At 39.5% G+C, this 14,299-nt stretch carries 11 protein-coding genes; 6 read left to right on the forward strand and 5 right to left on the reverse strand.

The window, feature by feature from the left end; translation table 11 throughout:
• Positions 1 to 117: 117 nt before the first annotated feature.
• Complete coding sequence (bshA, locus tag ADIARSV_RS19245) at positions 118 to 1,257, reverse strand: N-acetyl-alpha-D-glucosaminyl L-malate synthase BshA (protein WP_016197349.1); 1,140 nt, start codon at positions 1,255 to 1,257, stop codon at positions 118 to 120.
• Positions 1,258 to 1,348: 91 nt separating this feature from the next.
• The gene (locus tag ADIARSV_RS19250; RefSeq protein ID WP_016197350.1) at positions 1,349 to 3,289 is read right to left on the reverse strand and encodes a serine hydrolase domain-containing protein; all 1,941 of its coding nucleotides are present in this window, start codon (positions 3,287 to 3,289) and stop codon (positions 1,349 to 1,351) included.
• 229 nt (positions 3,290 to 3,518) lie between these two features.
• On the opposite strand from ADIARSV_RS19250, the gene mutL reads away from it, so the two are divergent.
• The 6 genes from mutL to ADIARSV_RS19280 are packed head-to-tail and all read left to right on the forward strand — an operon-like array spanning position 3,519 to position 10,467.
• Positions 3,519 to 5,372, forward strand: a complete 1,854-nt coding sequence (mutL, locus tag ADIARSV_RS19255; protein WP_016197351.1) for a DNA mismatch repair endonuclease MutL — start codon at positions 3,519 to 3,521, stop codon at positions 5,370 to 5,372.
• Between the two features lie 22 nt (positions 5,373 to 5,394).
• On the forward strand, positions 5,395 to 6,117 hold the full coding sequence (locus ADIARSV_RS19260; protein WP_016197352.1) for a rhomboid family intramembrane serine protease: 723 nt from the start codon (positions 5,395 to 5,397) through the stop codon (positions 6,115 to 6,117).
• Positions 6,114 to 6,968: a rhomboid family intramembrane serine protease gene (locus ADIARSV_RS19265; protein WP_040300712.1), complete on the forward strand. Its 855-nt coding sequence runs from the start codon at positions 6,114 to 6,116 to the stop codon at positions 6,966 to 6,968. The genes ADIARSV_RS19260 and ADIARSV_RS19265 overlap by 4 nt, the downstream gene beginning before the upstream one ends.
• Positions 6,965 to 8,089, forward strand: coding sequence for an endonuclease/exonuclease/phosphatase family protein (locus ADIARSV_RS19270; RefSeq protein WP_016197354.1), 1,125 nt, complete (start codon positions 6,965 to 6,967; stop codon positions 8,087 to 8,089). The genes ADIARSV_RS19265 and ADIARSV_RS19270 overlap by 4 nt, the downstream gene beginning before the upstream one ends.
• A gap of 26 nt (positions 8,090 to 8,115) precedes the next feature.
• Complete coding sequence (gene cysS / locus ADIARSV_RS19275; RefSeq protein ID WP_016197355.1) at positions 8,116 to 9,576, forward strand: cysteine--tRNA ligase; 1,461 nt, start codon at positions 8,116 to 8,118, stop codon at positions 9,574 to 9,576.
• Between the two features lie 39 nt (positions 9,577 to 9,615).
• Positions 9,616 to 10,467, forward strand: coding sequence for a Cif family virulence factor (locus ADIARSV_RS19280; protein WP_016197356.1), 852 nt, complete (start codon positions 9,616 to 9,618; stop codon positions 10,465 to 10,467).
• Positions 10,468 to 10,547: 80 nt separating this feature from the next.
• Here ADIARSV_RS19280 and ADIARSV_RS19285 read toward each other — a convergent pair whose 3' ends face one another.
• From ADIARSV_RS19285 to ADIARSV_RS19295, 3 genes are all read right to left on the reverse strand, one after another.
• Positions 10,548 to 11,705 carry an iron-containing alcohol dehydrogenase gene (locus ADIARSV_RS19285; protein WP_016197357.1) on the reverse strand — a complete coding sequence of 386 codons (1,158 nt, stop codon included), beginning with the start codon at positions 11,703 to 11,705 and terminating at the stop codon, positions 10,548 to 10,550.
• A gap of 115 nt (positions 11,706 to 11,820) precedes the next feature.
• Positions 11,821 to 12,783: an AAA family ATPase gene (locus ADIARSV_RS19290; RefSeq protein WP_016197358.1), complete on the reverse strand. Its 963-nt coding sequence runs from the start codon at positions 12,781 to 12,783 to the stop codon at positions 11,821 to 11,823.
• A complete protein-coding gene (locus ADIARSV_RS19295; RefSeq protein ID WP_016197359.1) occupies positions 12,780 to 14,147 on the reverse strand; it encodes a peptidylprolyl isomerase in 1,368 nt (455 codons plus the stop codon). Before ADIARSV_RS19295 ends, ADIARSV_RS19290 begins: the two co-directional genes overlap by 4 nt.
• Positions 14,148 to 14,299: the final 152 nt, after the last annotated feature.

The raw sequence follows: 14,299 nt of genomic DNA on the forward strand, positions 1-14,299 counted from the left end.
TCCTGAAATTCGTTTTTGAAGATCTGCCTATTTGCATACGCTGTAAATTGCTCCTAAATTAATTAATCCATAACTATAAAAGTAGATTTGCATAGCTATATTAGGATGAGATACCTGTTATAAAACAGACAAGCTTTTCTCTAAGATCTGCTTATAATAGTTTTCATATAAAGGCAAAATGATACTCAGATCGAACTCTTTTGCTCTCTTAAGCGCATTAGCTTTAAATTCAGCAAGACGCTCACGGTCTTCCAATATATAGATAGCGTTCTTTGCCATATCTGCTACGTCGCCTACATTACTCATAAAGCCGGTTACACCCTGAATGTTCAATTCAGGCAGCCCCCCTGCATTTGAGGATATAACAGGTACCTGACAAGCCATAGCTTCCAATGCCGCTAATCCGAAACTTTCGGTATCTGAAGGCATTAGAAAAAGGTCGGCAACCGATAGTATTTCTTCCACAGCATCCTGTTTACCCAAAAAACGAACATTATCGCAGATGCCAAACTCCCGGCAAAGTTGTTCACAGTTTACTCGTTCGGGACCATCCCCTACCATTAATAATTTAGAGGGGATAGTTTCATGTACTTTTTTAAAGATGCGGATCACATCTGTAGCCCTTTTCACTTTACGGAAGTTAGAAGTATGCACCATGATCATTTCGTTGTTAGGAGCTATTGCCTTTTTGAAGTGATCTTTCCCTTTATGAGAAAATCGGTTAAGATCTATAAAATTCGGAATGACCTCTATTTCATTCGTGATATCGAAATGATCATACGTTGCTTTCCTTAAGTGCTCCGAAACAGCGGTAACACCATCTGATTTATTAATCGAAAAGGTTACAACGGGATTAAAGGTCACATCTTTTCCTACCAGCGTGATATCTGTACCATGCAGGGTGGTTACAACAGGAATATGAATTCCGAAAGTAGCCAGGATCTGTTTAGCCATATAAGCGGCAGATGCATGTGGTATGGCATAATGAACATGAAGGATATCCAGTTTTTCATGGCGTACCACATCTACCAGCTTGCTCGCAAGAACCAGTTCGTAGGGTGGATAATCGAAAAGAGGGTATTGCGAGACTGCAACTTCGTGGTAATATAAATTTTCAGAAAAGAAATCAAGCCTGGCCGGCTGGCTATAAGTAATAAAATGAACCTGGTGGCCATGATCTGCCAATGCCTTACCTAGCTCTGTTGCTACGACGCCACTTCCACCAAACGTAGGGTAGCATACAATTCCGATTTTCATGCCGCAAAATTATTAGAAAAAGATGAAGATTTTGTTTACTTCCGGTAAATTAAACGTTGCAATAGTATAATATAGTTCAGCGTGGTTAATCTTATAATTCAGCCTTGCTAATGGCCTTATAAATTACGTCCATAATCTTGGGCCTGACGCGCAAACTGCTTAACTTATTTGCACTTTGATCATACACCCGGTTGGATAAAAATATAAATATCAGCTTGCTTTTGGGGTCTACCCATACGCAGGTACCAGTAAAGCCAGTGTGTCCATAGGTCTGTGGTGATGCCAGTTCAGATGGATACCGATTTGCAGGATCGGGATCCCAACGATCAAAACCTAATCCCCTCCTGCTGATGTCAGAGTATTTGGATGTAAACATTTGAATGGTGGATGGTTTAAAATACGCTTTTCCTCCATAGGTCCCTCCGTTCAGGATCATTTGAAACAGGATCGCCAGATCATTTGTGGTAGAGAATAAACCGGCATGACCAGCAACTCCACCAGCTAGTGCAGCCCCCTGATCGTGTACATATCCGCCTATAAGTGTATGGCGGAAGTAGTTATCATTTTCAGTGGGGACAATATTGATCTTATCAAATCTTGTTCGTGGGTTAAAGCCGGTGTACTTCATGCCTAGCGGGAGATAAAACTGCTCGCTCACATATTGATCCATCCTTTCTTCCGTTTGCCGCTCAATAATTTCTTTCATGAAATACATGCTCAGGTCACTATAAACGTACTTGCCTTTGGGGCGTAGAGTCGAACTGAGCATTTTTGGAAGCATCACATCCTGATAAAAACCAGGACGGATATAATAATTGTCAGCCACTTTCAAGGGAAAGAAGATGGAGGAGTCTGCACTGTGTTCTCCCGGCTTAATGTAATTCTGAAATGGAATAAAGGGAATTAGTCCTGCCTGATGAAGCATCAGATCTTTAACCTGAATCCCTGCCTTATTGGTTCCTCTGGAAATTGGGAGGTAAGTAGCTACAGAAGAATCAAGGTTGATCTTGTTTTGTTCGTATAACCTCATCGTAGCCATGGTAGTAGCGGCAATTTTAGTTACTGAGGCCAGATCGAAAATATCATCTATCCGTGTAGGGGTAGTTTTGTCGTAGGTATGGGCTCCGTAAGCTTTATCAAAAATCACTTTACCGTCTTTAACCACCATGATGACTGCTCCTGGAGTAACATGCTGCGCGATGACCGGAAACATGATTTCGTCAATAGGCTTTTCCAGGTCAGCGCTTTTAATTCCTAACTCTTCTGGAACAGTATAAGATAAACGCATCACAGCGGTTTGATAACCATCGCCTAACTTATAGTGAGCAGATGAAGTAGAGGTAAGTTTTGCTGTAGAAGAGGCTCCTCCAAAGATGAGCTGGGCAGTAAAACTTGCAGCTGCCACAGAGTTATGAGAGGACCAGATGACTGGGGCATGAATGCTGTCGAGCCTTCCCAGGTTAATGGCATTCCCAAAGAATACGACAATTAACTGTTTGCTTTTTTGCAGGTCCTGAAGGAATAAACGCGTTTTATTATCGTTTACCGCTTCATCATTGACCAATACCAGCACAGTTTTATACGCGTTGAGCCTTGAAATTAGTGGATGGGTGACCGCATTTAAGGTATATGATTTCGAAACAAAGGGGTCTACCGTTGTATATTTATTAGCAATACTATCAAAAACCTGCCCATAGGCAGATCCCATGTTTACACTGGCAATCCGATTATTCTCCAGATTCAGTAAAGGAATGATTAATGGGGAATTGTTTAACAAGACAGTAGTGCCTGATGCAGCCTTCATTTCCTGCAGCGAATCTATCTGGGCACGATGACATGAGAAACCAAAAGATGTAAGTGTGATAAACAGGATGAGAATAGGGAAAGTAATAAAAAGATAAGAGTGGAATGATTTAAATCTCATAAGTAAGTTCTCCTTTACGGATAAGCAAACTTCCGAATAAAAAATGTCTTTATAAAAAAAGCCTGGAGGAAACCCCCAGGCATTGGTTAGTTTGAGCTTTTTTTCCATCTTAGGGATAGATAAAAATTCAATCGGAGCTTTTACGAGGCAAGCTTAAATGATTTCAATCTGCTAAAACGGTTAACTTAATGTTAAATGTTGATTAAGAGTTTGTAGGTCTTAAAGTCCGAATAATAATCCGGTTCCGCAAATATTACTCACATTTTGTGTAAAAAGTGAGAAGCAAATAACATAGGAATGATGCTGATTTTTTTTGATTAATTTTGCAAATAGAATTATGTCTGATATAATACAGCTTTTACCAGATTCAGTTGCTAATCAAATTGCAGCAGGCGAGGTAGTACAACGACCCTCATCGGCAGTTAAAGAACTCATAGAGAATTCTATTGATGCTGGTGCGGAAAAAATCCAGTTAATTGTAAAAGATGCCGGAAAATCCCTCATACAGGTTATTGATGATGGATGCGGCATGACTGTTACCGATGCGCGGATGTGCTTCGAGCGGCATGCTACATCAAAAATCAGGAAAGCAGATGACCTGTTTGCGATCCGTACGATGGGTTTCAGGGGAGAGGCAATGGCATCTATTGCCGCTATCGCTCAGGTGGAGCTTAAAACACGGCGACATGAGGATGAACTTGGCACCCTGATTCATATAGAGGGTTCTGAGATAATTAAGCAAGAACCTGTTTCCTGCACAGCAGGAACTAGTACCTGTATTAAAAACCTGTTTTATAATACACCTGCAAGACGCAATTTCTTAAAAGGTAATCCGGTAGAATTGCGCCATATTATCGATGAGTTTCAACGTATCGCATTGGCTCACCCGGAGGTTTATTTCACCTTTCATCATGATGGAAATGAGCTGTTTCATCTTCCCAAGGCTAGTTTAAAGCAGCGCATTGTTCATTTATTGGGTAATGCCTACAATCAAAGACTCGTTCCTCTGGAAGAAGATACCAGCATCATTGTAGTGAAAGGTTTTATAGGAAAGCCAGAGTTTGCGCGTAAGACCCGCGGAGAGCAGTTTTTCTTTGTCAATAAACGGTTTATTAAAGATCCCTATCTGAATCATGCGGTATTAGCGGCTTATGAAGAGTTGCTTCCGGACGATAGTTATCCGTTATATGTGCTTTTTATTGATATTGACCCATCAAAAATTGATATTAACGTACATCCTACTAAAACCGAGATCAAGTATCAGGATGAAAAAGCCCTCTATGCGATTATACGCTCGGCAGTAAAACGTTCTCTTGGTCAGTATAACATTACCCCTACTCTCGATTTTGATCAGGAAACAGGCTTTAGTAGTATGATTACGCAACAAGCACCGGAAGAAATTGTACAACCACAAATTAGTTTTAATCCGGATTTCAATCCATTTGAATCGGATAAAAAACCGGAGCGTAATACCTCTGCTTACTTTCGTCCTTTTGGTGAAGACCAGCGTGATGTGAATAAAAATTGGGGCTCATTGTATGATATCGTTGATCAGGCAAGGGATAAGCAGCAGCAGACGATCCTGGATATCGAAGAAAGCGAGAATGCGCAGATTAAAAAGGAAGGACGCCATTTCTTTCAACTGCATAATCGGTTGATTATATCGCCTATTAAATCCGGGTTCATGCTGATTGATCAGCAAGCTGCTCATGAAAGGATCTTATATGAGCGTTTTATTATCCAGCTTGAAAACCATCAGGGTGCTAGTCAGCAAAGCTTGTTTCCACAAACCGTTACGTTGTCTGCTGCAGATTTCGAATTGGTAAAGGAGTTATTACCAGATATTCAAGCTCTTGGCTTTCAGATCAGAGAATTTGGGAAAAACACCGTAGTGGTAGAGGGAATTCCGGCGGACATTAGTACTAACGTAAGTGAGGTAGAAATGCTGGAACATCTTATTGAAGGATTTAAAAACAATTTGACACTTTTGCGCTTGGATAAACGAGACAATTTGGCCCGTACACTTGCCCGGAATGCCGCCTTAAAGGCAGGAACCCATCTATCGCAGGAAGAAATGAATAACCTGATCGATCAGCTGTTTGCATGTGAGAGGCCAAACTCTTCCCTGACAGGCAAGCCTGTTATTATAAAATATTCGATTGAAGAACTTTTACAAAAATTTGACAAATAGATAACACCCCTTTATAGCACAGATGAATAGTTACAATACTTCTCCTTTTTCAAATATTTCACCAGTAGTTAAAAACCTATTGATCATCAATGGTATTGTCTATCTGGCAACCATGTTATTTATGAAAGACGGGCAATCGCAGTTGACTGATATTTTAGGTGTATTTTATTTTGATTCTCCGAAATTTAGAATCTGGCAACCGGTTACCTATATGTTTATGCATAGCGATCAGTCTTTTTTTCATATTCTGTTTAATATGTTCGCTTTATTCAGTTTCGGCACCTCTCTGGAATATGTTTTAGGCTCGAAACGTTTCCTAAACTTCTACCTGATTACGGGGTTAGGAGCACTGGCTTTGCAAATGGCTGTACAGGCTTATGAAGTACATGCCATTGCCGGGAGCATTACATTAAATCTGGATACTTTTACTTCTTCGAGTCCTACAGATCTGAATACGTTAAGGCAAATCTATATGGGACCAATGGTTGGAGCATCTGGTGCAATCTTCGGCGTTTTAGTTGCTTTTGGTTTGTTATTTCCCAATGTTGAATTATATTTACTATTTATTCCTGTTCCGATAAAAGCGAAATATTTTATTCCATTTTATGTCGTTATAGAATTATTCCTTGGGGTGGGACAATTTGCAGGCGATTCTGTTGCCCATTTTGCACATTTAGGGGGTGCATTATTTGGTTTCATTTTAATAAAATATTGGAGGATTCATCGTCCGGGAGGATTTATATGAGAAAATCGGTTATCAGCGAACTGTGGTATAAAGTGGCTCTCTCTGGAAGCCGCCTGAATCTGTTTATAGGAATAAACAGCATTATATTTGTGACAATAGGGTTCATTTCCGTTGCTGAATGGTTATTTACCCGGAATACTTCTGTTGCCACTTTGATTAAAGAGTATATGTCAATGCCCGCTTATCTGCCGGAGTTGATGTATAAATTCTGGACTCCGCTTACCTATATGTTTGGGCATGCAGGTTTTTTCCATTTCCTGTTTAACATGTTATGGCTGTATTGGATTGGGCAGATCTTTGAAGATTTTTTAAGCGGGCGTCAATTTACTTTTGCTTACCTCAGTGGTGGTTTTGCAGGTGCCTTGCTTTATATTTTGTTCTACAATATTTTCCCTGCATTTTCAGACATACTACCGGTTGCTACTTTAATAGGAGCTTCTGCGAGTGTAATGGCTGTTGTAGTGGCAACTGCTACATTACTTCCGGATTATAGTATTCGTTTACTGTTATTTGGTGATGTTAAATTAAAATACCTGGTACTGGTATTCATCATTATTGATATTATTGGTATAGCAGAACTAAATGCAGGTGGTAGCATCGCCCATTTAGGTGGCGCTTTGATGGGCTTTATTTTCATTAAACAGCTTCAAAGTGGAAATGACTGGAGTCGGATCTTCGCTAAAAAGAAGAAACTAAAGGTTGCTACGAAGACCTATAATCCTAAAGTTCCGGCTGGACTGCCTGATCAGGATGTTATTGATACCATTCTGGACAAGATTTCCAAGTCTGGTTACGATAGCCTGAGTCGCAAAGAGAAGGAAGAATTGTTCAAAGCGAGTAATAAAGAATGAGGAGAAAAAGAAAGGATGGAGGGATAGGACTAGCACGGAAATCAGTATTGTTTTTGAACCTGGTCTTTGTCGTATTAATCCTGCTCAGCTACCTGTCTTCCATTACCAGCCCTTCTGTGTTATGGGCTCTTGCTTTTCTAGGATTAGCCTACCCTTTCTTTTTATGTATTCATATTGCCTTTATCATTTTCTGGCTCCTGAGTAAACCGGTGTATGCTTTAATTTCCATGATGACTATTATAGTAGGCTGGAAGTTTCTTACAGGTACGATTGGTTTTCGCGAATCAAATGCAATAGAGGTTCCAAAGACATCCCATGATATGATTCGCGTGATGACCTGGAATGTACATGAATTTAAACCTTTCGACTTAAAAAATAACAGGCCGGTACGAGATGAGATGCTGGAAGTTATCCGCAATGAAAAACCAGATATCCTTTGTCTGCAGGAATATTATTCCAAGCGCAGGGGAGAATCAAATATCAAAAGATTAATTGCAGAAATCCTCGATGCTGATCATTATCATGTTTATGAAGAGTTTAGTAATCCATGGGAACTTAAAGGGATGGTTATATTCTCCCGAATTCCATTTACGGATACCGGATCTGTTAAATTCCCAAACTCTAATGGTGGTAATGAAGCCATATACGCTGATTTTAAATATAAAAAAAAGAAATTCAGAGTGTATAACATCCATCTGCAGTCCATTAACTTTAAGCCTGAAGATTATGAATATATCAAAACAGTCAAAGATGAAATTAATACGGATGTAAAGTCATCCAGACGTATTGGAAGTCGACTCAAAAGGGCCTTTATTAAGCGCAGTGAACAGGTGATAATCCTTTCCCGTCACATGAAGGATTATCCGAATTCAGTGGTTGTTACCGGAGATTTCAACGATACACCCGCCTCATTTGCTGTAAATAAGTTATCATCCGGACTTAAAAACGCCTTTCGTGAAAAAGGAAGTGGGTTTGGCATGACTTATAATGGAGAATTTCCTAACTTTCAGATTGATTACATCCTGGTATCTAAAGATTTCCAGGTTAAAAGCTATCTAACCATCAATAAAAAACTCTCCGATCACTATCCTGTAAGAAGTGATCTGGAACTCACTCCTTAACTGATCAATTTTATTAAGTTTGCAGAATGAATAACAACCTGGTTGTTTATAATACTTTAACACGGAAAAAAGAAGTTTTCGAACCTATAAATGCACCATTTGTAGGAATGTACGTTTGTGGACCTACTGTTTATGGCGACGTTCATTTAGGAAATTGCCGCACATTCATATCCTTTGACTTAATATACAGATACTTAGTACATCTTAAATATAAAGTCAGGTATGTAAGAAACATTACGGATGCCGGACATTTAGAAGGCGACCGGGATGAAGGCGATGATAAGTTCTCAAAAAAAGCGCGACTTGAAAAACTTGAGCCTATGGAGATAGTGCAACGCTATACCATTGGCTTTCATGACGTGTTGAGAATATTCAATACAATTCCACCGAATATTGAACCGACAGCGACAGGACATATTGCTGAGCAGATTGAGATGGTTAATGAAATCATCGACAATGGCTTTGCATATGAAATAAACGGATCGGTATACTTTGATGTAGAAAAATACAGTAAAGAATACAATTATACGATTCTAACAAATCGCAATATTGAAGATTTGATAGCAAACAGTCGTGATCTGGGAGGTCAGGATGAAAAGAAAGGCCGTTTGGACTTTGCTTTATGGATCAAAGCAAAACCAGAACATATTATGCGCTGGCCATCTCCATGGGGATGGGGATTCCCGGGATGGCATATCGAATGTTCTGCCATGAGCAGCAAATACCTGGGCGATACCTTTGACATTCATGGAGGAGGAATGGACCTTGCTGCCACACATCATACCAATGAGATTGCACAATCGCAAGCCTGCCATCATACCGAACCAGCTAAGTATTGGTTGCATACCAATATGCTTACAGTGAATGGCACACGTATGTCCAAATCTGCAGGCAACGGTTTCCTGCCCGCTGAACTTTTTACAGGTAATCATCATCTTTTGAAAAGAGGATTTTCTCCGATGACCGTTCGCTTTTTTATGCTTCAGGCACATTACCGCAGTACACTTGATTTTTCCAATGAAGCACTTGAAGCATCCGAAAAAGGCTTCCGACGTTTAATGAATGCCTGTGCTTTAGTTGAAAAACTTCAAGCATCCAATCATTCCGATGTTGATATTGCGAAAATAAGTCAGCGTTGTTATGATGCAATGAATGATGACTTTAATAGTCCCGTTGCCATTGCAGAGCTTTTTGAAGCCGCACGTCTCATCAACAGTATCCATGATGGTAAAACATGCATTGACCAGGTTAACCTTGAGCTTTTATCTACTCTTATTCATGACTTTGTATATGATATCTTAGGACTTAAGGAAGAAACCATACAAACCGATGAAATGGGCCCTCTGGTAGATTTCATCATCAATCTGCGCTTGCAGGCACGTGCCGATAAAGATTATGCTACATCTGATAAAATCAGGAATGGACTACTTGATCTTGGCATCCAGCTAAAGGACAATAAAGAAAGCACTTCATGGAGCAAAATGTAATTCCTTATCCATCCCATTAAATAAAAGAAAATCAAATAAATGAAAAAAGTATTCAGCTTTCTATGTGCTATTGTTCTTTACACCTCATCATTTGCCCAAGCACCTGAAGGCGTAGATCAGCTTATTGCAGCAGAGAATTATTTTAATTTGAAGGTACAGGAGAAAGGATTGAAAAAAGCATTTATTTCAGTATCTGATAACAACACTATTGCCTTCAGACCAAGTCCTCTTCTTGCATTAAAATATTATAAAGAACAACCTGATAGTATTGGGTATTTGCGACTTAACCCTGTACTTGCTAAAATATCAAAGAGTAATGATTGGGGATTTACTGCCGGACCGTATACCTATAAGCAAAGTGAATCAGATGATCGATCTTTCTATGGTACTTATATTTCCGTTTGGAAAAAGAATAACAGAGGAGTATGGCGACTTGCCATGGATGCAGGTGTTGCACATAAAAAACCAGTAAAAACGATACCAAAGAAATTTATCACCCCTTCTGATGCCAGTTATATCCATCAGAAGTCAGATAAACGACTTCAGCAACGTGAAGACATTGTATATAGCTCCGATAAGCTTATGTCTACCATTATGAAGGCTGATAATAAGATTGCCCAGACGGAATTCCTTACCGAGGACAGCTGGCTACTATTTCCAGGCTTTGAGCCTATGACCAATAAAAAGGCGATCATGGAATTCTGGAAAAAGCAAGGATATAAAGCACTGACCTATCCAATTAAGGCAGATCGTTCCGTAAGTGGTGAAATTGCTTATACCTACGGTACATCAACTATCCTGGCAAAGAAATATAATTATATCCGTGTATGGGAAGTTCAGCCCAATTACAAATGGAATGTTATAGTTGAAGTATTCACCGAAGAACTTTAACAAAAAAAAATCCTGCAGATATGAACTGCAGGATTACACAACAACCAAAACCCAGGGATCAAAGGTGGGCAAAACTTTGATTATCCCCGGAAAGCCTTCATATAAATTGATTTGATATCTTCTGCTGTTACATCTCTTGGATTGCCACCTGTGCAAACATCTACCATTGCCTGAGCAGCTAGTTTATCCACATCAGCAGGATTAAAAGAAGTTTCTTTTAACAAAGGAATATGCAACTTCACAGCCATTTCTTTAAGAGCTGTTATAGCTTCCTGTTTAGCTTCAGTTACAGTCATACCGTCGATATTTCTTCCCAGTGCCTGTGCGATATTCTTAAACTTTTCTTCGCAAACTACAGAATTAAATTCTTCTACATAAGGAAGAAGTAATGCATTTGCAACACCATGCGGAAGATCATATTCTGAACCTAACTGATGGGCCATTGAATGAACTATACCTAATCCAGCATTAGAGAAGGAAAGGCCGGCTATATAAGATGCCCATGCCATCTTAGAACGTGCTTCTAAATTCTGTCCGTCTTTAACTGCGTCTTCCAAGCTTTCACTGATCAGGCGAATTGCCTCAAGAGAAAGAGTTTCTGATAAACGGAAAGCACCTTTAGTAATATAAGATTCAATCGCATGAGTCAAAGCATCCATTCCTGTTGCAGCAGTAAGTCCAGCTGGTTTGTTTAACATCAGGATAGGATCATTCACAGCTACTGATGCCAATGAATTTGAATCGATGATTACCATCTTTATCTTTCTTACTTCGTCAGTAATCACGTAGTTAATAGTTACCTCAGAAGCAGTACCAGCAGTGGTATTAACGGCTACAATAGGCACTGATTTCTTAGACGACTTGTTAATTCCTTCATAATCGGGAACCTTTCCGCCATTGGTCTTTAATATGCCAATTGCTTTAGCTGCATCTTGAGGTGAGCCTCCGCCAATAGAAAGTAAACCATCACAATTTGCTGAATTAAACAAGTCTAATCCATCATATACATTTTTAGTAGTAGGATTAGGCTTAACCTCTGCATACACGACGTATTTGATTCCACCGGCATCCAATACATCAGTAACTTGTTTAACTACGCCAACAGCCTGTAATACCTTATCGGTTACAACTAATAGTTTAGTAAGTCCAAGTTTTTTAATTTCAACTGCAATCTCCTGGACTGCTCCAGGGCCAATAAGATTAATGGCCGGGAAATATATTCTTCTGAAAGGTTCCATAACTTTGTATTTAGGATGCTTAGATCGGCATCTTCACAAATTTAACTTTCAGAAGATAAAAAAAAATGATGGTGATTACTGAAATTGATGATACTCAACAGTAGGTTAAAGAAGCCTAAAAAATCCCTTTAATAATTTCGTCCGCAGTAATACCTTCTGCTTCAGCTTTATAATTCCGAACGATACGGTGTCGTAAGATTTGAAGGGCAACAGCATGCACATCTTCAATGTCAGGGGAATATTTTCCTGATATGGCAGCATGACATTTTGCCCCTATAACCAGGTATTGGGAGGCTCGGGGACCTGCACCCCAACTCAAATACTTATTCACTTCAGGAGTAGCTAAAGCTGTTCCCGGACGGGTTTTTGCAGACAGCGATACCGCATATTCGAGCACATGATCCACAATTGGTACATTCCGTACCAGTTGTTGAAAATACTGAATCTGATCAGCAGTTAATATTTTATGAAGCTCAGGTTTATTGTTTGAAGTTGTACTTTTTACTACTTCAATCTCATCTTTAAAAGAAGGATAAGATAGCGTCACATTAAACATGAAACGATCTAACTGAGCTTCAGGAAGAGGATAAGTTCCCTCCTGTTCAATCGGATTTTGAGTAGCTAATACAAAAAAGGGATTCGGTAAAGGGTAGCTTTTACCAGCTACAGTAACCATTTTCTCCTGCATGGCTTCCAGCAATGCAGCCTGTGTTTTAGGAGGTGTACGGTTGATTTCATCTGCCAGAATAATATTGGCAAATACCGGTCCTTTTAAGAATTTAAATGACCGGTCCTCCCCAAGAATCTCTGAGCCTACAATATCGGATGGCATTAAATCAGGCGTAAACTGAACCCGATTGTAATGAAGATCTAAAACCTGGGCAACGGTATTGACCAGTAAGGTTTTTGCCAGTCCGGGCACTCCTATCAGTAAACAGTGCCCATTACTCAGTATAGAGATCAGAACCGCTTTAATTACCTCATCCTGCCCGATAATGACACGTGAAATCTCTTTACTTATCCTATTATAGGATAAGCTTAAAGCGTCTAAACCCTCTACATCTGAGTTGTAATTCATTTTTGAACTTGAGCAGTTTCTGTAGGTAACCACATTTTCAAACCGGAGCAAGACTGGTATTCCGGATCAATCTTAATATAAGTTGACACCCTGCGTTTTTCAAACCAGTTACTCACTTCACGCTGAGTCTTGTCCTGAAATGCAATTTCTTTTATCTTAGGGAAATCCTGATCCATATTTGCCTTATGTGGGCCTGTCTTAGACTTCAAGTAAACAAAACGGTAACCTTTTTTGCCATCCCTTGCGGTAAACTCATAAGGTCTTGAATAAGTGCCCACTTTCATGGTATCAATAGCGAAGAAAACGGAAGGGTCTAATTTATCCGTAGGAATGAAAGTAGTTCGTGACTGCACATCTTCTGCATTCAATAACATTCCTCCATTATACTTAGTATCATTATTGTCTGAGTAAAGTGATGCTGCTGTAGAAAAAGGCAGCTTTTTATCTACCACATTCTGATAGATACTATCTATTGCTACTTTAGTACGCACTAAACTGGCAGCGGGTGCTTCCATCTTTATTAAGATATGACGGGCTTTTACCTGCTCTCCACGACGTTCTAATACCTGTAGAAAGTGAAAACCAAAATCAGTTTCAAATACCGGAGATAATTCATTTGGTTTCAGCTTAAACGCAAGGGCAGTAAACTCTTTAACCATAGCCGTTCTGTCGAAGAAACCAAGGTCCCCTCCTTCAGCAGCTGATCCTGGATCCTGAGAATATAATCGGGCTAGAGTAGCAAAATCTTCACCTGCCTTGACCCTTAAACGAAGCGCCTCTGCTTTGTCTCTAAACTGTTCCTTTTCCAGTTTAGTCAGTTTAGGATAAACCACAACTTCTCCAACTTCGACCTCTGTAGGGTAATCAGGAAGACTATCCTTTGGAATAGAGTCAAAAAACCGCTTTACTTCTAAAGGTGTGATTCCAATATTTTCGGTAATCTTACTATGCATCTTATTGGCTACAAGCTGTTCCTTTACATCCGGACGAATCTCATCTTTATACTGGATCACCGAACGGTTCAGAAATTGTTCCAACTTTTCAGTTCCACCTGCACGCTGTACAAACGACCGCATTCTTCTATCCACTTCATTACTAACCTCATCGTCAGTAACCAGTACAGAGTCAATAATAGCTTGTTGCGAAAGAAGTTTCTGTGTCAGCATTTGTTGCAGTACGCCACATTTCACATCTGCATTCTGTGGATTTCCCTGCAGGATATAGTTGGCATATTCTCTTTCAATATCAGACTGAAGGATAATATTATCACCCACTACAGCAGCAATTTTATTGATGGAAATATTTTGAGCGAAAAGGTTAACAGATGTTAAAAGAAAAAAAAGTATCCCTACGGTTTGTTTCATTATGTTTTAGTACGTTATGCATATCAGTCCGCCATGGATCTGCTACAACTGATGTAGTGTTTAAATTTAAAAATCTCGCAAAACTAATGATATAATATTTGATTTGCTTAAGAAATTAGGTGAATTCCACCTGTATAAAGGTAAGTTTAATT

The sequence above is a fragment of the Arcticibacter svalbardensis MN12-7 genome (assembly GCF_000403135.1).
Lineage (GTDB): Bacteria > Bacteroidota > Bacteroidia > Sphingobacteriales > Sphingobacteriaceae > Arcticibacter > Arcticibacter svalbardensis.